Origin of the sequence: Acinetobacter sp. S54 (assembly GCF_016624945.1) — a bacterium.
Classification (GTDB): domain Bacteria; phylum Pseudomonadota; class Gammaproteobacteria; order Pseudomonadales; family Moraxellaceae; genus Acinetobacter.
Window position 1 is genome coordinate 1 of sequence record NZ_JACVUI010000011.1, and the last position, 21473, is coordinate 21473.

General features: G+C 40.4%; 17 protein-coding genes. 10 read left to right on the forward strand and 7 right to left on the reverse strand.

Annotated features, from left to right (window positions below; translation table 11 throughout):
• Positions 1-222 precede the first annotated feature (222 nt).
• From IAE20_RS13245 to IAE20_RS13260, 4 genes are all read left to right on the forward strand, one after another.
• A complete protein-coding gene (locus IAE20_RS13245; protein WP_200460504.1) occupies positions 223-1137 on the forward strand; it encodes a VacJ family lipoprotein in 915 nt (304 codons plus the stop codon).
• Between the two features lie 125 nt (positions 1138-1262).
• Complete coding sequence (gene gigA, locus IAE20_RS13250) at positions 1263-2231, forward strand: RsbU family protein phosphatase GigA (protein ID WP_200460505.1); 969 nt, start codon at positions 1263-1265, stop codon at positions 2229-2231.
• 113 nt (positions 2232-2344) lie between these two features.
• Positions 2345-2866: an anti-anti-sigma factor GigB gene (gigB, locus tag IAE20_RS13255; RefSeq protein WP_200460506.1), complete on the forward strand. Its 522-nt coding sequence runs from the start codon at positions 2345-2347 to the stop codon at positions 2864-2866.
• A gap of 31 nt (positions 2867-2897) precedes the next feature.
• Positions 2898-3722 carry a carbon-nitrogen hydrolase family protein gene (locus tag IAE20_RS13260; protein ID WP_200460507.1) on the forward strand — a complete coding sequence of 275 codons (825 nt, stop codon included), beginning with the start codon at positions 2898-2900 and terminating at the stop codon, positions 3720-3722.
• A 14-nt stretch (positions 3723-3736) separates the two neighbouring features.
• Here the strand turns inward: IAE20_RS13260 and gspE are convergent, their stop codons facing one another.
• Complete coding sequence (gspE, locus tag IAE20_RS13265) at positions 3737-5224, reverse strand: type II secretion system ATPase GspE (RefSeq protein WP_200482542.1); 1488 nt, start codon at positions 5222-5224, stop codon at positions 3737-3739.
• Positions 5225-5323: 99 nt separating this feature from the next.
• Between gspE and IAE20_RS13270 the strand changes: the two genes are divergently transcribed.
• Positions 5324-6148 (forward strand): hypothetical protein, encoded by an 825-nt coding sequence (locus tag IAE20_RS13270; RefSeq protein WP_200460509.1) that lies wholly within the window; start codon positions 5324-5326, stop codon positions 6146-6148.
• Between the two features lie 9 nt (positions 6149-6157).
• Positions 6158-7078: a mechanosensitive ion channel family protein gene (locus IAE20_RS13275; protein ID WP_200460510.1), complete on the forward strand. Its 921-nt coding sequence runs from the start codon at positions 6158-6160 to the stop codon at positions 7076-7078.
• Between the two features lie 55 nt (positions 7079-7133).
• On the opposite strand, the gene IAE20_RS13280 is transcribed toward IAE20_RS13275, so the two are convergent.
• Positions 7134-9980 (reverse strand): DUF2339 domain-containing protein, encoded by a 2847-nt coding sequence (locus IAE20_RS13280; protein ID WP_200482541.1) that lies wholly within the window; start codon positions 9978-9980, stop codon positions 7134-7136.
• A gap of 154 nt (positions 9981-10134) precedes the next feature.
• Here IAE20_RS13280 and polA point away from each other — a divergent pair, with 154 nt between their 5' ends.
• Complete coding sequence (gene polA, locus IAE20_RS13285) at positions 10135-12897, forward strand: DNA polymerase I (RefSeq protein ID WP_200482540.1); 2763 nt, start codon at positions 10135-10137, stop codon at positions 12895-12897.
• A 70-nt stretch (positions 12898-12967) separates the two neighbouring features.
• Here the strand turns inward: polA and IAE20_RS13290 are convergent, their stop codons facing one another.
• The 5 genes from IAE20_RS13290 to ppx all read right to left on the reverse strand — a co-directional run bounded on the left by IAE20_RS13290 (position 12968) and on the right by ppx (position 18119).
• The gene (locus IAE20_RS13290) at positions 12968-13534 is read right to left on the reverse strand and encodes a YggT family protein (protein ID WP_200460513.1); all 567 of its coding nucleotides are present in this window, start codon (positions 13532-13534) and stop codon (positions 12968-12970) included.
• A 16-nt stretch (positions 13535-13550) separates the two neighbouring features.
• Positions 13551-14387 carry a pyrroline-5-carboxylate reductase gene (proC, locus tag IAE20_RS13295; RefSeq protein WP_200460514.1) on the reverse strand — a complete coding sequence of 279 codons (837 nt, stop codon included), beginning with the start codon at positions 14385-14387 and terminating at the stop codon, positions 13551-13553.
• Positions 14384-15763, reverse strand: a complete 1380-nt coding sequence (tilS, locus tag IAE20_RS13300; protein ID WP_200482539.1) for a tRNA lysidine(34) synthetase TilS — start codon at positions 15761-15763, stop codon at positions 14384-14386. The genes proC and tilS overlap by 4 nt, the downstream gene beginning before the upstream one ends.
• Positions 15700-16524: an acetyl-CoA carboxylase carboxyltransferase subunit alpha gene (locus tag IAE20_RS13305; protein WP_200460516.1), complete on the reverse strand. Its 825-nt coding sequence runs from the start codon at positions 16522-16524 to the stop codon at positions 15700-15702. The genes tilS and IAE20_RS13305 overlap by 64 nt, the downstream gene beginning before the upstream one ends.
• A 74-nt stretch (positions 16525-16598) precedes the next feature.
• Positions 16599-18119 carry an exopolyphosphatase gene (ppx, locus tag IAE20_RS13310; RefSeq protein WP_200460517.1) on the reverse strand — a complete coding sequence of 507 codons (1521 nt, stop codon included), beginning with the start codon at positions 18117-18119 and terminating at the stop codon, positions 16599-16601.
• A gap of 278 nt (positions 18120-18397) precedes the next feature.
• Here ppx and trxA point away from each other — a divergent pair, with 278 nt between their 5' ends.
• The 3 genes from trxA to IAE20_RS13325 all read left to right on the forward strand — a co-directional run bounded on the left by trxA (position 18398) and on the right by IAE20_RS13325 (position 21038).
• Entirely contained in the window at positions 18398-18724 is a 327-nt protein-coding gene (gene trxA / locus IAE20_RS13315) for a thioredoxin (protein ID WP_004993046.1), read from the forward strand.
• Positions 18725-19058: 334 nt separating this feature from the next.
• The gene (gene rho, locus IAE20_RS13320) at positions 19059-20327 is read left to right on the forward strand and encodes a transcription termination factor Rho (protein WP_200460518.1); all 1269 of its coding nucleotides are present in this window, start codon (positions 19059-19061) and stop codon (positions 20325-20327) included.
• A gap of 414 nt (positions 20328-20741) precedes the next feature.
• Entirely contained in the window at positions 20742-21038 is a 297-nt protein-coding gene (locus tag IAE20_RS13325) for a hypothetical protein (RefSeq protein ID WP_200460519.1), read from the forward strand.
• The last annotated feature ends 435 nt before the right edge of the window (positions 21039-21473 follow it).

Sequence of the window (21473 nt, forward strand, 5' to 3'; positions counted from 1 at the left end):
CATCACCGCCGATGAGTGCGCATTCTACAGCATTCCCCTAGCCATGCAACCCCTTTTTAAAGAGTTTGGTTGCGTATGTTTATTTTTTAACCTTTTTATCTTTTTTATAACATTTTTTACCCAGATTTGTTTTAATACTCGCTATGATCTAATCATTCAATAGAACCATCTTTCATATAGAATGGTATAAAATCTTGCCTCAATAGGCGCTTAAGGATTCTTATGCATTACTCAAAACTCGTTTTTATTGGACTTCTTTCAACAAGTTTGTCTTTTCATCTTTTTGCTCAAGAGAGTACAAATGATGTCGCGACTGATGCTGTAGAAGACGTATCTTCTATACCTGAATCCGATACACCAGAACACCGTGCACGCTTTCAAAAGTTAAAGGATCTCAAAGATGACCTTAAAAATGTAAAGGCAAGTGACTTTAAGGTGAATGCCAATGCAGCACAACCGGATGAAGTCAAAGATCCTTTACAACCACTGAACCGTCAATTTTATGCATTTAATGATGCGCTCGATCGAACTATTGTTCGTCCAATTGCGGTTCAATATACGCAAAAAACACCTGAACAAGTTCGTGGCTCTTATCGGCAATTTCGTAAAAATCTGGGTGAACCGTGGAATGCTGTAAATCAGTTGATTCAGGGACGCCCTTCCCGTGCAGCAAAAACATTAGGCCGCTTTACTATTAATACCTTAACTACATTCGGTCTGGCTGATCCAGCACGTCGATTGGGCTTACCTGCCGAAGAAGAGAGCTTTGGTGTGACGCTAGGCTATTATGGTGTTCCATCAGGGCCATTCCTCATGTTGCCATTTTTTGGCCCAAGTACTTTACGTGACGGTTTTGGTCTAGCTGTAGATAGTCAAACACGTCCACAAAAATATATTATGGATGATCAAGACGGCTTATATTGGTCTACCAATATGCTACAGGCTATTGATACTCGTGCTCAAGTGCTGGATATTGAACAAATTTTGCAGGGCGATAAATATGCGGTGATTCGTGATTTATATTTACAACGCAAAAACTTCCAGATTGCAGAGAAAAAAGGTAACTCAGCAGAACAGATCCAGTTTATCGATGATGATTCAGATGACAATTCTGATGATTCAAGTAATCAGAAATAAGCTTTAACTTACATGATGTATTAATTTAAGATTGTTAGATCGTGAGTTTTTCTAGCAATCTTTTGATTTCTATAGTACATCTATATAGTAAATGTGATTATTGATAAGGCTCCATTTAATCGTCTATGTATTTTATTCAACCGACACGTTCAGTCCCTCATTTAGATCAAGCCATTGATGAGCTACCGAGCCTACAAGTCATTCACATAGATGATCTGGAACTATATGACCCTACGATTATCGCTATTGCCGACGTTCAGGATTTTTTACATTACCAATGGTCATTACCAACGGTCGTTATTGCACATGAAGACGAAGGCGCAGCACTTGCTCAGGCTTGGCAACTTGGAGCTCTAGCTGGCTGGATTTGGGGAAAATTACCTCAAAATCCTGTAGAAGCCTTATTTCAGATCGATGCTCAATACAAGCGTAATCAAGACAGCCGAGATCTTCCTGCTGCCGCAGATTTGCAAAGAAAACTTCTACCTAATGCGCTTGATTTACTTGATTATAAAATTGAAACTTTTTTTCAACCGTCTGCGTATTTATCAGGTGACTGGTATGATTACTGGAAACTAAATGATAAAGAAGTCTTGTTTTATTTAGCTGATGTTTCTGGTCATGGTGTGACTAGTAGTTTACTTACCTCATGGATGGCAGCTTTTCATGGTCGCTCCAAAACACCACGCGAATTAATCAAAAAACTAAATGGAATGTTGTTACAAGAGAATATCGAAAAACATATTACGATGGTTGCAGGGATCTTAAACCTGCAAACACATCAGATTCGCTGGACTAGCGCGGGACATTATCCTCCTCCAATTATTTTTGAACCGAATCAACCACCAAAAATTTTAAATACCAGTAGTTTTCCATTGGGATTAACCGATGATCTGGAAATTGAGGAATTTGAATGTACGCTAAACCGTCATACCCGGTTTATTATTTGTTCAGATGGCGCACTTGAACCTTTTGACGGTGGGCTGAATGAGCAGTTTGCTCAATTGGTTGATCATTTGCAAAAACAGTCTTTTAAAGCACCTGAACATGTTGCCGATGACATTGCTATCTTGAGTCTTTGTCGACTGAATTAATTTTATAATCAATAAGATACATTTCAATCAATATTTATAGCACTGTTAGATACTTGAGTATCTATGCGCCCTATGTGATAATTTTGCAATCCTTCTCTGAAAATGGCATTTATATGTCAACAGGTCATGTTGAATATGCAAGCTTGAATGGAACGCATATTTTCAAACTTATTGGTGAAGTACGCGCCCAGTCTTGCATAAGTCTAGACAAACTTTTAAATCGAATTGAACAACAGAAAAATGTGGTTGGTGCAATTGTCGATTTAACTGAAACAACTTTTATTGATAGTACGGTTCTTGGAATATTGGCAAAGCTAGGTTTAAAACTGAAGCAGATTCATCATATTCAGGCAGTCATGCTCTCAACCAATCCGGATATTACGACTCTGGCCAACAGCATGGGGCTAGGGCAGGTTTTTGTCATTTTAAATTATTGTAAAGAACCTCAAATGTGCACGCATGAATTATGTGAAGAGGAAATCACACATAATGCTATGTTAAAAACCGTTCTTGATGCCCACAAAACGCTAATGCAACTGAACGAAAACAACCAAAATATGTTTGAACCATTGGTGAAACAACTTCAAAAAGAGCAAGATACACTGGATCAGGTATCTCCTAAGCAAAACGCTTAGCCTTCTCATATTTCCAGGATAAAATCTAGCGATGACTTTACTCTCTGTTGCTCAAATGAATTCTCAAAATGACATTGAAGATAATTTTCGTGTCATTGATTCATTGATTCAACAGAGTAAAGCTGAACATGCTGAACTGGTTGTATTTCCTGAAAATTTTGTTTGTTTCGCAGCGGGTAAACAGCGCGAAACTGCGGCACAATTTGAAAGTATTCAGCAACGACTAGAGCAACTTGCACAGCAATACAATATTTGGATCATTGCAGGAACATTACCCTGCCCCTTTCGTCCTGATGGGACAATCATTCAGGATGGGCGTGTACGCACAGTAAGTTTATGTATTAGTCCTGAACGTACAGAAGCGCGTTATGACAAAATTCATTTGTTTGATGTGCAAGTCGGTGATGCTGTCGGAGGTTATCAGGAATCTAAATTTTTTGAACCTGGTGATCAGGTTGTTGTCGCTAAAACACCTTTTGGCCATATTGGGATGATGGTCTGTTATGATCTTCGTTTTCCTGAACTAGCTTTAAATCTTCGAGCACAAGGCGCAAGAATTTTAACCGCACCTGCCGCTTTTACCTACACTACAGGTCAAATGCATTGGCAGCTTCTATTGCAAGCACGCGCTATGGATAGCCAATGTTATGTACTAGGTGCGGCACAGCAAGGCTGGCATGGTGAAAAACGCCAAACCTGGGGGCATACTGGAGCGACTAATAGTCGAGGGCAGCTTTTAAATCTCATGAATGATGATGGAGCTGGCTTGATCACCGTGTCATTTGATTTAAAAGAACAGGATCAGATACGTGAGTCAATGCCACTGATGCAGCATCGACGTTTAATCCGTTTTTAATTTATTTCGATACGCTATTCTTCTGCTTGATTGGTTACACGCAAGACTTCTTCCAATGTGGTTTTCCCAGCAAGAACTTTTCTTAATCCATCATCACGAATCGATCCTGAATATTGGCGCGCGTAACGTTCCAGTTCAAATTCAGCCGCATTGCCATGAATGAAACGGCGTATTTGATCATCGACAGGAACAATTTCATAAATCGCAGTTCGCCCAGTAAAACCTAAATGCGAACAATGCTCACACCCTTGCGGCTCCGGTAACTTTAAACTTTGCTCAGTACTCACATGCTGAAACAACTGGCGTTCAAAATCATCAGCTTCACGCCACGTAGCACAATGTGAACACAAGGTTCTCACTAAACGCTGTGCAATCACGCCAATTAAGGAGCTGGACAATAGAAAAGGTTCAATTCCCATATCTTTTAAACGTGTGACAGCACCAATCGCGGTATTGGTATGCAAAGTGGATAAAACCAAATGACCAGTCAAAGAAGCTTGTACTGCAATTTCTGCTGTTTCCAGATCACGGATTTCGCCGACCATCACCACATCGGGATCTTGACGTAACATAGCTTTTAAAGCACGAGCAAAAGTCATATCCACTTTGGTATTGACCTGAGTCTGTCCAATCCCTTCAAGCTGATATTCAATCGGATCTTCAGCAGTCAGAATATTACGTGTATTGTCATTTAGGTCAGAAAGTGCTGCATATAGAGTCGTCGTCTTACCCGAGCCAGTGGGTCCGGTCACTAAAATAATACCATGCGGACGATGTACCAGATGAGTTAATCGCTCATAATCATTAGACATGAGCCCCAAATGGGTCATATTCAAACGACCAGCCTGTTTGTCTAATAAACGCATCACCACTCGTTCGCCATGTGAAGAGGGCAAGGTTGATACCCGCACATCCACTTCACGCCCAGCCAGACGCAAAGAAATACGTCCATCCTGAGGAATTCGTTTTTCAGCAATATCCAGTTTCGCCATGACTTTTATCCGTGAAACCAATAAAGGCGCAAGTTCACGACGTGGCTGTACAATCTCACGAAGTTGACCATCGACACGTAAACGTACCGAGAGTTTCTTTTCAAAAGATTCAATATGAATATCTGAAGCATTCACCCGAATTGCTTCAGACAACAATGCATTAATCAACCTGACGATCGGGGCATCATCTTCCTGATCCATCAAATCTTCAGCTTCTGGCACCTGATCTGCCAAACTCAATAAATCTGGATGGTCTTCAAGCCCCGCAGCGACTTGTTGTGATTCTCCTGTATCTCCTGCATAGCTCGAACTCAATAATGCGTTAAAACTCTGATCATCACACACTTGATGTTGCGCTGGTTTTCCTACAATACGTCTCGCTTCCTGTAAGGCAATCCATTCTGTATTTTGACGGCGTACAATAAAGACCTGATCCCCTTCATAACGCAACAAAACGCCATGACGTTTGGCAAAACTATATGGAATTTGTATTTGTTTAAGTATTTGCATCACAAATTTATAATGATCAAAAAGAGAGTTTTGAGTGTACTCTAAGCGTACTACAGCGTGAAGTCTGTTTTTACAAACTCACCAGAGGAATTTTTAAACTTGGCACAACAGCAATACGATCATCTAGAACCCGAACAGACCAATTTAAAGTGGTGGGGTGAACAAAAATTTGAACTCAGTGAATCCAAAGCATGGCAGTTCGGATCATTACTTTTTCGTCTGACGCGCGGAATCAAGGAATGGCGGTTAGAATATTATCGCCCGCAACATCAGTATGACTATGAACAACAATGGCAGAGTATTGCTGATCCGCATTTTGCCTTTCCACAAGGCGCAAAGATTGAACGCTACATGTTTCGCAATACCCATAATGAGTTTCAACTGATGCCACGTCTGGCCGATCGGTCTGTGGTGATTAAACCTGTTGATCCGATTTATATTCCAGCGGGTGAACGAGGAACACTTTATATTAGTACACCCTTATGGATCGCAGGATTTGTAGAAAATCAGCGCGAACCTATTTTCGATATCTCTGTCATTCGCCCAAAAGACACATGGTTTGGCCCAGATCATCGGACTGGAGAAATGTGTTATGCCACAGCAGTAGATGGACGTACAGATTTGAATTTGCTCAAACCTCGTGCATTTCGTGCTGTTACTCCCGTGGAATTTCATAATACCAGCAGCCAACAATTACGTTTTGACCGTATGAATGTTCCTGTATCTGCGCTTCCGCTGTTCTATAGCGAAAGTACCAATCGTTTATGGACATCGCAGATTAAAGTTATTCACGAAGGTTCCGATCGCCCACCTCGTATTCGTCTGGAAAATCGCACTCCACCTTTGGCAGGTGAAGTGATTTATGTACATCCTCCACGCTCACCGGGCGGTGCGTTGTTTAATATGTTTGATTCATTTTTTTAGGGAGGCATCATGGCAGATTCCAATATTCCCAAAGATGTAGCTGTTAGCCTTAAAGGGATTTTTACCAATATTAATCTGGATCGACTCAGTGAAATTCTGGTTGCTGTTGTTCTATGTTTAATTGGCTTTATTTTTGCGCGTTTAGTTTCAAATACATTTATCCGAACGGTAGGAATGCGATTTAACGCACATCAGCGGATGGTGTGGCGACGTGGTATTTTTTACTTTATTTTTATCATTTTTGTGATGGCTAGTTTAAAAGAAGCCGGCTTTAAACTCAGTGTATTTTTAGGGGCAGCGGGAATTCTAACAGTCGCGTTGGGTTTTGCTTCGCAAACTTCTGCTAGCAACCTTATCAGTGGCTTATTTCTGATTGGAGAAGGTTCATTTGAAGTGGGTGATACGATTCAAATTACGTTAATTCGTGGTCATACCATTGAAGGACAAGTCATTTCGATCGATTTACTCTCCGTCAAACTCCTTACATTAGATAATGTTTATGTGCGTTTACCCAATGAGCAATTGATTCGTGCCCCCGTTATGAATATGTCAAAATATCCTATACGGCGTATTCCGATTACCCTTGCGATTAATTTTCAGGAAGACATTATGAAAGTACGCAAGGTATTACTCGAAGTAGCGGCAAAATACCCGATCGCACTGGATGATCCCAAGCCTGAAGTCACCGTCACCGCATTTCGTGAATCTTCTATTGAATTATTATTTTCAGTGTGGTGTCGTCAGGAATTGTATTTAAAAACCCGTGATGAATTACAAGAACGTATCCGTAATGGTTTTTTGGAAAATCAGATCGAAATTCCTGTACCCAAAATGGGCTTTGTAGATCGCCCACCAGTAACGCCTTTAACTGAAGATGAAATTGATCAATATGCAAATAAAGATGAACTGAAGCGAGAACCAAAGCTTTAGCTGAGGTGGCATTATCGCCACCCTTCTTACACTCGCTGATGCAAGCACAATTTTCTTATTTTCTGCTCGTATCCTGTATAGATTGTACGGGTGGCAGCGGTGCCAAATAAGCAATGACCAACATTACCCCTCCCGCCCCGATAAAAGAAATCACACGAGTCAATGTTCCACTTTGTGATAAATCCAATCCAACCAGCTTAATCACCACGATAGCCAGTAACGCTGCTCCCACAAACCAGAGCTGACGAATCTGGCGCTGACTTGAAAAGGTCATTAATACAAACGCTAAAACCACCCAGAGTAAAGTCAAGCTAAGCTGTACTGTACCATTTGACCAAATAGCCCAACTCCAAAGTGGTGTTGCCGCATAAAAATGCAAGGCTCGGACCACTACGCTACTAAAAACCAATAAAGCAATAACAATGCTAATGATCTTATTACGCCATTCGACTGCTTTGGTTTGTGTAGCAAAATCATGATGATAAATGATCCATAACACCCCCAATAATACCAATAAAGACAACACATCAGCAGGATTAACAACAGGCAGATAATAGGCCACAAAAACCTGATCACTTAAACTAGCCGCCACTAACCAGAACCAAGATAGAATCCAGACCGAAAGCTGATCCAGCAGAAGATATTGTTGATTTTTAAATAACCAAATACTATACAAAACTGGTATTACTGCAAAAGAAAGCAATGCTGCATTCGACCATAATGCAGGACCCATTATAGCCAGACTCAACCATACTAGCCCTGCCCACCAAATATTGAGTTGTGAATCAATCCTCTGTATTTTTTGAATCATCAGCAAAAGTAAACTGAGGGTAATAGCTGCGATTAGAAAACTTATTTGCTGTAACGAGCTAATCCAGTAGAGTTGCGCCAATAATCCCTGCTGAGTTAATTCTACAAAACTCAATACAATCAAAATGCTCAAAATCACCAATTGTGGAATATGCCAATTTAATCTTGCACGCCAATAGACAACGACGGTAAAACCAAAACATAATAAGGCAGCAATGGCTAAATAAGGACTTAACCCCTGCCCCTGCAATTGCAGAAACTCTACGCCCGCGACTGCACCCGAATATAAAGCCAAACTTAAAAACAAACTGCCCGCAATAACAGAGGAACCCTGACTCGAAGATGTAGATCGAAATAGGAAGTAAGCTGAAATGAATTGTGAAATTGCATAAATACTGGTGCTTAAAACGGGGAAATGATCATCTGACCAGACTTGATAAAACAAAGCCAGTGAACTTAGGATCACCAAAACGATACCTAAATAGCGACTTAATCGATAACGCTCAGAAACACCCCAAACTATTAAAGCAGTTCCTTGTACGACCCAACCAATGGCAGTCCAATGTGCGCCTTGATACAAAGGAAAAATCAAAGCGATAAAGGCTACCGCTAAAATAAAAAAACTTTTGGCCAAAATCGATAATTCTGATTGCTTTTGTCTAATCCACCAGCCCAAAACAGCATAAGTTATACCCAGTAATGCGGCGCCACAGGTAAGTGCCAGACTGGATTGTTGTACCAAAAATGCATGTAAAGAAAAACCAAAAATTGGCACACTAAAAATTAACCCAACATCCACAAGTGGAGGAAGTTGAATCACCTGTTGCTCATTTAAGGACTGATTTTTTAAAGAAGGATATTCTTTCTGAATGAGTTGGCTATAACGCACACTTAACCAGATAAACAAGGCAATATGCAGCCATAAAATAATATCTAGCGTATGGTATTGTGCTGAATTCGCATATAAAACGATAACACTACCCGCAAGCAATCCTGATGCAAAAAAAGCAATCTGATTTAAAATTTTCCATGGCTTGATAAAATTCATTGCAGCCACAGCCACATTAATCAACAGATAATAACTAAATAAAAAGATGCTATCGGGATGATATTGTGGGATCAATAAAGGTGCGAGATAAGCCATGCTGAGTGCCAGCATTGATAGATAAACGGCATTTTGTTTTAAGCTTAAAGCGACTGTTATCATTAATAAAACAGCAAAACCACTACTTGCTATGCCCAAACTTGCAATCACAGTATAATGATGTGCAAAAATTAGAGTCATAAAAATAATTGCTAAGCCCGCACCCTGTAAAGCCACAGCGAATAGTGCATTGTTTTTTTTCAAATAATAGCCCAAAGCGGTTAATGCACCACCCGTAATGGCAATTCCTAATAGTTTTATGCCCAAGCTGAGTTGCCAGTGTTCACTGGCAAAACGCAAGAGCAGCACTACGCCAATCATCAAAATGGCAATGGCAACTCTTAAAATTGGATTGCCATGAATAAGCCAATCCAAAGCAGGTTGCCACCATGCCTGTTTTTGAGAAATCGAATTTAGAGGAAGAGAATGATCAGTTTGATCATTCGCGGGCTCAGACAATATTTTTGCGCCCTGTTGAGATGGGAACCCATCTGGATTCTCTGACTCTAACTGCATCTGATGATTGACTGCAACTGGCTCAGAGCTTCTAGGCAGTTTTAATGGATGTATCTGTTTTTTATCTTCAATATTTTGTAGCCGTTCATTAATAAAGCTGAACATTTGAATCAGACTAAATAACACCAATCCGATTCCAACAAAAATAGCGGAAGTCGTGTGCCAATAATAACCCGTAATACCGATCAGGGTGCCCAAATATATGGCCCATTGCGGTAAATGCATAGAACTTTTAGGCGCAGTGATATTATATTGCCGCTCGAGCTGCTGAATACGCCGATCAAAACGAGTGAATTGCTGCACGATAGCAAATACCAAAAGTGCAACAAGTAATATCACTGCATTTTTGATTTCAAAAACGAATGCACCTAATAAACCTATGGCAAAAATGATAATTACCATCGTGATATTCTGCTTATCATTTTTATACATGATCAAAAAACAAACTCAATTCCTTTCAAGCTATCTTACCTGATCCTTACACCAGTGTATATTTAGCCATACAGAACTCCCTTAAAATCGAAGTTCCACATTTTGCTCAATTTTCACGTAGAATAAGACCCAATCGTTTGTGAGGAAGTGTGCAATGCCACCATTTGTTTTGGTTGATGGGTCTTATTTTTTATTTCGTGCATTTCATGCACTCCCACCTTTAACAACCTCAACAGGGTTACAAACCAATGCAATTCGTGGAGCTATTTCCGCTATTCAAAAATTGATGCGCCGAACTCAGCCTACGCATATGGCTGTCATTTTTGATACACCAGAACCGACTTTCCGACATGAACTTTCTCCTATTTATAAGGGTGACCGCCCGAGCATGCCAGATGAATTAGCCCAGCAGATTCCGTATTTGCATGCCTTAATTAAAGCTCTAGGCATTCCGTTATACATGCTGCCAGGTGCAGAAGCCGATGATATTATTGGAACACTTGCCAAACACGCCGAAAAACAAGGGCATCAAGTCCTGATTTCGACAGGCGATAAAGACATGGCGCAGCTTGTCACTGAAAAAGTGACACTTGAGGATAGTTTCAAAGATAAACCCATGGATATTCAGGGAGTTTTTGATAAGTTTGGGGTATGGCCAAACCAGATCATTGATTATCTCACCCTGATGGGAGATGCTTCAGATGGCATTATGGGTGTACCCGGAATTGGTGCTAAAACAGCAGCGAAACTTTTAACGGAATATGGTTCGATTGGTGGCATTTTAGAAAATGTCGATCACATCAAAGGGAAAGTTGGACAAAACATTAAAGACAATGCTGATGGAATTGCAATTGACCATCAATTGGCGAGTATCGTTTGTGATCTTGATCTTGGTCTGACTTGGGATGACTTAAAACTTTGCGAACCGCGTGTAGAAACACTACGTAATTTGTATACTGAACTTGAGTTTAGAAATCAGTTACAGTCACTGGATCATCCCAATAATCCTGTGAGTAATAGTTACAAGGAAATTAATCAAGAAATTGCCAAAGCTGAAACGCAAGTCAACATTGAAACAGAAGATCAGGCCAGCCTGACCAGTGACGATGATCAACTTGGTGTTGCCAATTATCACACTGTTTTGAACCAAGAAGCTTGGGAACAACTCTATCAAAGGCTGCAAACTGAAAAACGTTTTGCTATTGATACTGAAACCACCAGTCTGGATTATCGTGTTGCCGAAATGGTCGGTTTTTCTGTGGCCTTTGATGCCAAAGATGCCTATTACATACCGTTCGCTCATGACTACGAAGGGGCCCCACAACAGCTTGATCGTGAGCAAATATTGGCACAAATTAGGCCGATTTTGGAAAATCATACAGTTCAAAAAATTGGACACCACCTTAAATATGATGCGCATATTTTTGCCAATCATGGCATTGAGCTTAAAGGCTGGTATTTCGATACGATGCTGGCATCTTATGTATTAAACTCCGTTGCAACCCGTCACGGTATGGATGACGTAGCCCGAGTTTACTTGAGCCACTTGACCACAACTTTTGAACAAATCGCAGGTAAAGGCGCCAAACAAAAAACTTTTAATCAAATTGAGATTGAAGTTGCAGCGCACTATGCCGCTGAAGATGCGCATGTTACTTATCGTTTATATGAAGTATTGGCCCAAAAACTTAAAGCATCACCAGAGCTAGAAAACATTCTGTATAACATTGAAATGCCTGTAGCACGTATTCTTACGGGTATGGAAGAAGCAGGTATTAAGCTTGATCATGCTTTCTTGGGACAGCTTAGCGTTGAATTTACCGAAACCATTCAAGGCCTAGAAAATCAGGCAATTGAATTGGCAGGTGAAAGCTTCAATGTCAGCTCACCCAAACAAGTAGGAGAAATTTTATTTGATAAAATGGGCCTAAAAGGCGGCAAAAAAACGGCTACAGGTCAGCACAGTACTGGCGAAAGTATTCTAGAGAAAGTCGAGCATCCAATTGCTGAAGTGATTTTGGAACATCGAACCTTATCGAAATTGAAAAATACCTATACGGATCGTTTGGTAGAACAGTCGCATAATGAAACTCACCGGGTACACACCAGCTATCATCAGGCATTAACCGCAACCGGACGTTTGTCTTCTTCTGATCCAAACCTGCAAAATATTCCGATTCGAGGGGAAATTGGTCGTCAAATTCGTAAAGCCTTTATCGCCCCTGAAGGCCGTATATTATTAGCTGCCGATTATTCACAAATTGAACTACGTTTGATGGCACATTTCTCTCAGGACGATGCCTTGCTAGACGCATTTAAACATGGTCAGGATGTACACCGTCGTACAGCAGCAGAAGTATTGAATATTCCGCTTGAAGAAGTTACGAGTGATCAACGTCGTCAAGCGAAAGCCGTTAATTTCGGCTTACTATATGGTATGTCAGAGTTTGGTTTAATTCGTCAATTGGGCTTTACCCGTGAGGAATCACAAAACTACATTAAACAATATTTTCATCGCTATCCTGGTATTTATGAATATATGCAACGTACTCGTCAGGTGGCTTTAGAACAAGGTTTCGTTGAGACTATTTTAGGTCGTCGTTTATACACCCCCGATATTGATGCTCGAAATATGATGGTCCGTAAGGGTGCAGAACGTGCCGCCATTAATGCCCCCCTGCAAGGTAGCGCTGCGGATATCATCAAACTTGCCATGATCGAAGTAGATAAAATGCTTCCAAAGGATCAAGCCAAATTATTACTCCAAGTTCACGATGAATTGGTATTTGAAGTTGATGCCGATATTGCAGAACAACTTGCACCAAAGCTAGCCGAAACCATGCAGTCAGTGGTTGAAATCTCTGTACCTTTAGTGGTTGAGGTCGGAAAAGGTTTAAATTGGGAAGAAGCACATTAACTTTTTTCAGATAAAAACAAAGGCCGATTAATTCGGCCTTTGTTTTATGGTTTTAAAATCTTAATAGGTTTTACAATCCAGTGAGCAAGACTTTCGCGACTTCGTTCATCAAAATTTCGGCAACATATAACGCCAAAAATGCAATAATTGGAGAAAGATCAATCATTCCCATATTCGGCAATAAACGACGAAACGGAGCGAGTAATGGTTCAGCCAATTCCTGAATCACTTCAATATATGGAGAACGAGATTGAGTAAACATCACCACCCAACTCAGAATAATCGTGGCAAAAATCAAATAACGACAGAAACGGATTAAATCCTGAATCATAGTCACAAAAGTCAAAATCAATAAATGAATTGGACTATTAGGCATCGCACCTGAAAGATACATCACTCCAAAAATTTTGAGCAAGTACAAAACAATTAAAAGCGCCAATGCTGCTAGATTCACACGACCTTTTGCCACAGTCGGAAAAATACGACTAAAAATATCAACAATCTTAGTTGCTTTTACTGTCGATAAAACTACTGGGTTATAAGGACTTACCCCAGTTAATTGCATTAAAAAGCGGAAGAACACCAATAAAATGGCAACATTAATTAAAATACCAAAAATAAGCGCAGAACTCGCCATACTGTTACTTTCCTACTTAATGGGTCTTGGTACTGTCACTTAGCTCATGTGCTAATTCTTGACTACGTTTTTGCGCAGCAGCAAGTGCTGTCTGGATATTTTGTGAAATTTGGGCGCGATCAAATACTTCAAGTGCTGCCTGCGTTGTACCATTTGGCGAAGTCACATTTTTACGCAATTCTGCGGGAGTATTAGAACTGGTAATCGCCATTTGTGCTGCACCTAATGCCGTCTGCAATGTAAGTGCGGTAGCCACTTTTTCATCCAGTCCCATATTTTTTCCAGCGCGAATCATACTTTCCATTAAATAGAAAAAATATGCAGGGCCTGAGCCTGAAACTGCTGTCACCGCATCAATTTGTGCTTCCGAATTTACCCAGATGGTTAAACCTGTTGCAGCTAAAATCTGACTCGCCAAATCACGATCTTTGGTTGTCACACTTTCATTGGCATATAAACCATGTGCCCCTGTTTGAACCAAGGCTGGAGTATTTGGCATCACTCGTACAACGCGATCAGTTCCAGTCAATGCAGCAATCGTTTCTATTTCTGCGCCTGCAATAATTGAAACAATCAACTTCCCGTCAAATAAACCATGTAAAGGTTTTAGTACAGTACCCAAAACCTGTGGTTTCACTGCTAAAACCACGACATCGGCATCTTTAATTGCCCGCAAGTTATCATCAACTGCCTGAATTTCTTTTTCCTGCAATAATTGACGAATCGCCTCGACAGGATCAGATACCATAATCCGAGTTGTTGGTAATCCACGTGCCAGCAAGCCACCAATCAGGGCTTGCGCCATATTACCACCACCAATAAATGTGATATTTGAATTTAATGTCGCATTCATGAATTACGCTCAACTCGCAAATTATCTATCTCAGAACTTAAATGTGGCAACCAGCCACCAACTGCACAATACTTCGATTGTGCTAACCAAAACCCTTTTGGGGTAAAAACCCCTAGCATAACATTATCTATGGCTAATATTTGAATTGTATGACGTAACCAAGGCAAAATTTGTGCCTCTTGTATAGCTTTTTTTAATGGCCAATGCCCAACACGACCATATAAATGAATTTTTTCACCGCCCTGACGCGAAATTAGTTTTAAGTTTTGTTTTAATAAATCAGTAGATAGTCCCATTTCAGCAGAAATAATTTTAAAAGTCCCCGAAAGCAAATAGATGTTTTTATCACTCTCCAAATAAATTTCAGAAACTACATCAGAAGAATTTTTTTCAGCTAAATACAGTGCTTTTGTAATTCGATAAAGTTGTTTTTGATAGCGTAAATAATAATTATTATTCCAGTGCAATGCAGCTTGCGCATCTGGTTTAGCATGGATCACTTCTTGTTGGAGACGTTCCACCATCTCAAAAGAAGGCCTATACTCCGCATCTCCTTTCATCCAAGCAGATAAAAGCTGACGCTGCCGAGGCAAACTCAATTGTTGTAATTTTTCCAAATCTATTTGTGTGGGATTCCCGCAATATTGCAAATCTTGTAACAATACATCCTGCAAAATACAATTAGCATCCTGCATTAAAATACTCGTCCGGCTCAAAGCTTGCTGCATTTTGGGAAAACGCTTTTGCAGTAAGGGCCAAACTTCCTGACGACACCAAGCACGATCATACTGAGTATCAAAATTGGTCTGATCATGAACAAAGGGTAAGTCTAATTGGGTCGACCATATTGCAATTTGTTCACGCGATAACGAGAGAAAAGGTCGCCATAATTGAAAGTTTTCCCGATTTTCCACTTCTTGCATAGCTGCCAGACCATTTACTCCAGCACCCGATAATAAGCGTAATAAAACTGTTTCAGCCTGATCCTGCTGATGATGAGCCAACACCAAAATTTCATAAGGTTTTAAATGCTGTTGAAAAGCAACATAACGAGCATTACGCGCCTGATTTTCCAGATTACCCGTTGCAACCTCAACTTTTTGAATACTGACGGAAATATTAAGTTTCTGTGCATAGTTTTGCACAAATAAGCCCCATTCATGGCTAGGAGCTTGTAACTGATGATCGATATAAATCGCACGAACATGCGTTGGAAAAATAATAGACATTAAATGCAGTAACAACATGGAATCCATGCCACCACTGCATCCAATTAAAAATGTCGTTTCAGGTGAAAACTGTTCAGCTCGATTTAAGAGGAAAGTCCTAAATTTTCGCTGCCAAATTTCATTAAACGCTGGTAACGTGCTTCGCATCGTTCATCTGCATCCATCGGTAGCAACTCATCCAACGCCTGTTTTAACACGGCTTGTAGATTTTGCATAACTTGTTCTGGATCTAAATGCGCACCTTCACCTTCATCGACCACATATTCTACAATACCAATCTTTTGAAGTTTATCCGCAGTCAATGCCAATGCATCACTGGCCTGCTCTGCTTTTTCAGCAGTTTTCCATAAAATAGAAGCACAGCCTTCTGGCGAAATCACCGAATAGATACTGTGTGACAGCATGATGACACGATCAGCCACGCCAATTCCAAGCGCACCACCAGACCCACCCTCACCTAAAATTGTCGCAATCACAGGAACTTTTAAGTTAGAAAGTTGCGCCAGACTTGTTGCAATCGCCTCGGCTTGACCACGTTCTTCAGCACCGACACCCGGGTATGCTCCCATGGTGTCAATAAAGGTAAATACAGGTAGATTAAAACGCTCCGCCATATCGAGTAAACGCTGCGATTTACGATAGCCTTCAGGATTAGACATACCAAAGTTATGTTTTAACTTTTCACGGGTACTACGACCACGATGCTGCCCCACAACCATTACAGGGCGACCATCAAAACGTGCTAAACCGCCTACCATTGCGCCATCATCACCAAACAGACGATCACCATGTAAAGCATCAAATTCGGTAAAAATCTCACCTACATAATCTAGGAATTGTGGACGATCAGGATGTCGCGCGATTTGCACTGTTTTCCACGCTTTAGACTGAGTAGCTTTACTTTTCATAAGTCGAGTATTATCCCTAAATTGGGGCGTATTGGCCGCATATGACACATGCTCAACCGCCCAACCAAGTCGAGTTAATCGATAAATTTTTCCGACTGAATATCCAATTCAATGTCCCAATGCTTGAATTGCTCTTGCTCATCATGCAGGTCAGCAACCAGCAACGGCCATTGTTTTGCATCACCAGAAACACTAAGTTGCCATTGTTGACTATTTAGCACAGTCAATTCAATGGCAGGAAGCATCTGATCACTTCGGCTATGATTGAGTAAAACAGCCAGACGTAGCAACAAGCAAAGATAAGCTAACTTAATGCCACCGCCTTTTAAAACCTCCTGTTTAGCGTCATTACGCAATTTTCTACGATGATACGCAACCAATAAAGAGAGATGATTTTGGTCAATTTGGGAGAACCCAGGAATGTCCGAATGTTGCAATAAGTATGCACCATGACGATGGTAACCACCGTGACTAATCGCCAGACCAATTTCATGTAAATAGGCCGCACGACGCAATAAGTCACTGTCTTCACTATTTAAATCTAATTGCTGCGCAACATCATCAAACAATTGCTGTGCAGTATTAACCACTCGCTCTGCCTGTTTTAGATCTGCGTTATAACGCCCCATCAGTGCTTGTACACTTCGATCACGAATATCTTCATGCTTAAAACGTCCTAATAAGTCGTACATTACACCTTCGCGTAACGCCCCATCAGAATACGCCAATTTATCGATATTCAAGACATCAAAAACAGCATATAAAATAGCCAATCCTGCTGGCAAAACTGCTCGCCGATCATCTTTTAAACCTTCAAAATCGATCTCGGAACTATGCTTAAATTTGAGTAATTTATCTTTGAGTTTTTCCAGACCTTCACGCGTGACATTTTCCTGCTCGTCACTTAAGCCCAGATTGACCATAATTTGCTTGGCAGCTTTAATCGTTCCCGAAGAACCAACGACTGTATCCCATCCTTCGGCTTTATAGGTATTGGCAATTGCAGACAGTTCTTTACGTGCAGCAACCACAGCTTTATCAAAAACTTTAGGATTAATATCACCTTCTGAAAAAAAAGCTTTGGTATAAGCTACACATCCCATTTGCAAAGATTCGGTTTGAATGGGTTCAAACTCTTCACCAATAATCAATTCAGTTGAACCACCACCAATATCAATCACCAGACGACGCCCGCCATTGGCCATAGTATGGGATACGCCCAAATAAATGAGGCGAGCTTCTTCACGACCTGCAATAATTTCAATGGGTTTCGGTAATATTTCAGCCGCTTTTTGAATAAACTCATGACCATTTTTGGCCTGACGTAAAGCATTGGTCGCCACAATACGCAAACGATTCGGCTGTACCGAACCCAAACGCCCGACAAAACGAGCCAGACACGCCAAACCACGCTGCTGCGCGGCTTCGGTCAAATTTTTATTTTCATCAAGGCCTGCCGCCAATTGCACTTTTTCAGACATTGAAGCGACTTTCTTGACTTCACCATGATCTACACGTGCAATGGCTAAATGGAAGCTGTTCGATCCCATGTCGATGGCAGCAAGTAATTCTTCATCAATTAAAAAATCAGCCATTGAAACTAACCCCTACAGAATTGTCGCTTAGAGTAATTCACATACATCTAATTGAAAAGCCATTTTTGCCAAACAGTTGACTGCTTTAATATAAAAATAATGATGATTCAGCATTGTTTATCACGATTAATAACATTGCCAACATCTATTAGACAAAGTAATCGAATCCTTGAATAATGTAAAACAGCCCTTACATTGACCTAGAAGGCTATGTAATACTTCATGCCGATACATTTACTTAACCTTCTAAAAATTTTTTAAAAATTCGGAGCAAGCTTATGTCTGCTAATATCGTAAATACCACTGATGCTGATTTCCAAGCAGATGTTCTAGATTCACAAACTCCTGTACTGGTTGACTTCTGGGCAGCATGGTGTGCGCCATGTAAAGCCATTGCTCCTGTACTTGAAGATTTGTCTCAAGAATATGAAGGTAAAGTAAAAATTGTAAAAGTAGATGTGACTTCTTGCGAAGAAACTGCAGTGAAATACAACATCCGTAATATTCCTGCATTACTTTTGTTCAAAGATGGTCAAGTCGTTGCTCAACAAGTAGGTGCAGCGCCGCGTTCTAAACTGGCTGCTTTTCTTGATGAAAATACCTAAGGTTTTGCAATAAAATGCGATATCTCATACGCTATTTAAAATAGCGTATTTTTTTTGCTGAAAAATTGACAAGCGCGTTAATCTAGCTTATATTTCTTGAGCAAGAAGTGCTGAAGGAAAATCACTTCACCTGCCTTCTTACATGCAAGACACAAAACATAAGATCGCCGCTCGGCACTAGCAATTGTTTTCATATATTTCGTACCGAAACAATCAACCAGACTTCTGCGTTTGTGACTATGCAAGTGCGTATATTTCGCATTTGAATACTTGCGGCTGACTTTTGCTTCTCTTATTTGACTCCACTTTATTTTCCTTATCAATCTGACCACTTATGAACTTAACCGAACTCAAGAAAAAACCGATTGGCGAACTCATTAAGATTGCTGAGTTTATGGGCCTTGAAGGAATGGCTCGTAACCGTAAGCAAGACATTATTTTTGCCATCTTAAAGCGCCATGCAATGAATGGTGAAGAAATCTTTGGTGATGGTGTTCTCGAAATCCTCTCTGATGGTTTTGGTTTTTTACGTTCAGCTGCAGGCTCTTATCTTGCAGGTCCAGACGACATCTATGTCAGTCCTTCGCAAATTCGTCGTTTTAATTTGCGTACAGGCGATACGATTACAGGAACCATTCGCCCACCAAAAGAAGGTGAACGTTATTTTGCACTGTTAAAAGTCAACCAGATTAACTACGATACTCCCGAAAATTCGCGCAATAAAATTCTTTTTGAAAATTTAACTCCCCTTTTTCCAACCGAGCAACTGATTATGGAGCTTGGTAATGGTACGACTGAAGATCTAACCGCACGCGTGGTAGATCTTATCGCACCAATTGGTAAAGGTCAGCGTTCAATTATTGTTGCGCCACCTAAAGCGGGTAAAACCATGTTGTTACAAAACATCGCGCAGTCGATTGTTCGTAATAACCCTGAGGTTTTCCTCATTGTTCTTCTCATCGATGAACGTCCAGAAGAAGTGACTGAAATGGAGCGTACTGTTCGTGGTGAAGTTGTCGCTTCAACCTTTGACGAATCTCCCGCACGTCATGTTCAAGTCGCTGAAATGGTAATTGAAAAAGCCAAACGCTTGGTTGAACATAAAAAAGATGTGGTGATTCTGCTCGATTCGATTACCCGTCTGGCACGTGCTTATAACACAGTGATTCCATCATCAGGAAAAGTATTAACAGGTGGTGTGGATGCGCATGCTTTAGAACGTCCAAAACGTTTCTTCGGGGCAGCACGTAACATTGAAGAAGGTGGTTCACTTACCATCATTTCAACTGCACTTATCGAAACAGGCAGCAAAATGGATGAAGTGATTTACGAAGAATTCAAAGGTACAGGTAACCAAGAAATCACATTGGATCGCCGTATTGCTGAAAAACGCGTATTCCCAGCCATGAACATCAAAAAATCAGGTACTCGTCGTGAAGAGCGCTTGATGGATGAAGATAACCTACGCAAAGTCTGGATTCTGCGTAAATTACTTCATCCTATGGATGAACTTGCTGCAATGGAATTTCTACTCGATCGAATGAAAGAAACCAAAACCAATGATGACTTTTTCGATCAAATGAAACGTAAAGCTGCAAACTAAGCCCGTTGAGATATTTGCAAAAGGCTGCCCTAGAGGGCAGTCTTTTGTTTTGGTTGACTTTTTTTACATAAATATACAATTGTGATTTTTTAATGTTAAAGATATTGCATTTAAATAACAAACTCACCAACTAAAGAGTAAAAAATGTTTAGGTTTTAGATGGTTAACAATTATTTATCCAATATAAACTGACTTTTTAATTGTTATTTTCTGTTAACAATTAGACTATTTTATCGCTTTTTTCACTGAATTTTATCGTCCAGCAGTAGTATTTCATCATAGGCAGTGATAGCATATTTGCAGACCAGTTAGACTGCTCCATGCGTTGTTACCTAGCTTCGTTAGGAATAATTAAAGCACAAACAGGCTAACACCGGTTTTTTTTAATCTCACAATATTTATGAGAGTGATGCCATGTTATTCAAGAAAATCGCTATTGCTGCTGCTATCGCTACTACTTTAGCTTTCGTTGGTTGTGCAAAGAAAACTGAAGAAGCTGCTGCTGACGCTAACGCTGCTGCATCTGAAGCTACTGCTGCTGCATCTGATGCTGCTGCTGCTGCAACTGACGCTGCTGCTGTTTCTGCTCCAGAAGCTGCTGCTGCTGCATCTGACGCTGCTGCTGCTGCAGACACAGCTGCTGCTGCTGCAACTAACGCTGCTGGCGCTGCAACTGACGCTGCTGCTTCTGCATCAGAAGCTGCTCACTAATCTAATATTTAGATTTAGTGTCAAGAAAGAGAGCTTTTTAGCTCTCTTTTTTATTTAAACTTTATAAATAAAATAAATTAATTTAATTTATTGTTTAAAATTCAACTTACTTCCTACCCTGATCATACACGTCATAATTGAATAAGATGCCCTCTATTAAAGGGTTGATCATCATTTAATCTAGCGTTTATACTAAGAAAATTTATGAACCAGACCTAACATCTGTCCAAGTAAACAGTCATCAATTAATAAAGATGCCATCCAGAGTTATTCTAATCGCTATTCTCAAACAATGAAGGACTTCGTCACTATTTACCCACAACAAGAAGCTAGTACCTGTCCAATGTTATAGGGTATTAAGTTTTAACTATTATGAAAAAATAAAATCTAAGAATTTTATCTTAGCTGCAAGGTAAAGCATTAAAAATGGCAGGA

Bases quoted from the DNA above. Each gene is read 5' to 3' on its own strand.
- trxA (WP_004993046.1), top strand. From the start codon at position 18,398: ATGTCTGCTAATATCGTAAATACCACTGATGCTGATTTCCAAGCAGAT.
- tilS (WP_200482539.1), bottom strand. From the start codon at position 15,763: ATGCGAAGCACGTTACCAGCGTTTAATGAAATTTGGCAGCGAAAATTT.
- IAE20_RS13260 (WP_200460507.1), top strand. From the start codon at position 2,898: ATGACTTTACTCTCTGTTGCTCAAATGAATTCTCAAAATGACATTGAA.
- IAE20_RS13245 (WP_200460504.1), top strand. From the start codon at position 223: ATGCATTACTCAAAACTCGTTTTTATTGGACTTCTTTCAACAAGTTTG.
- gspE (WP_200482542.1), bottom strand. From the start codon at position 5,224: ATGCAAATACTTAAACAAATACAAATTCCATATAGTTTTGCCAAACGT.
- polA (WP_200482540.1), top strand. From the start codon at position 10,135: ATGCCACCATTTGTTTTGGTTGATGGGTCTTATTTTTTATTTCGTGCA.
- proC (WP_200460514.1), bottom strand. From the start codon at position 14,387: ATGAATGCGACATTAAATTCAAATATCACATTTATTGGTGGTGGTAAT.
- IAE20_RS13280 (WP_200482541.1), bottom strand. From the start codon at position 9,980: ATGTATAAAAATGATAAGCAGAATATCACGATGGTAATTATCATTTTT.
- IAE20_RS13290 (WP_200460513.1), bottom strand. From the start codon at position 13,534: ATGGCGAGTTCTGCGCTTATTTTTGGTATTTTAATTAATGTTGCCATT.
- IAE20_RS13275 (WP_200460510.1), top strand. From the start codon at position 6,158: ATGGCAGATTCCAATATTCCCAAAGATGTAGCTGTTAGCCTTAAAGGG.
- rho (WP_200460518.1), top strand. From the start codon at position 19,059: ATGAACTTAACCGAACTCAAGAAAAAACCGATTGGCGAACTCATTAAG.
- IAE20_RS13325 (WP_200460519.1), top strand. From the start codon at position 20,742: ATGTTATTCAAGAAAATCGCTATTGCTGCTGCTATCGCTACTACTTTA.
- gigA (WP_200460505.1), top strand. From the start codon at position 1,263: ATGTATTTTATTCAACCGACACGTTCAGTCCCTCATTTAGATCAAGCC.
- ppx (WP_200460517.1), bottom strand. From the start codon at position 18,119: ATGGCTGATTTTTTAATTGATGAAGAATTACTTGCTGCCATCGACATG.
- IAE20_RS13305 (WP_200460516.1), bottom strand. From the start codon at position 16,524: ATGAAAAGTAAAGCTACTCAGTCTAAAGCGTGGAAAACAGTGCAAATC.
- gigB (WP_200460506.1), top strand. From the start codon at position 2,345: ATGTCAACAGGTCATGTTGAATATGCAAGCTTGAATGGAACGCATATT.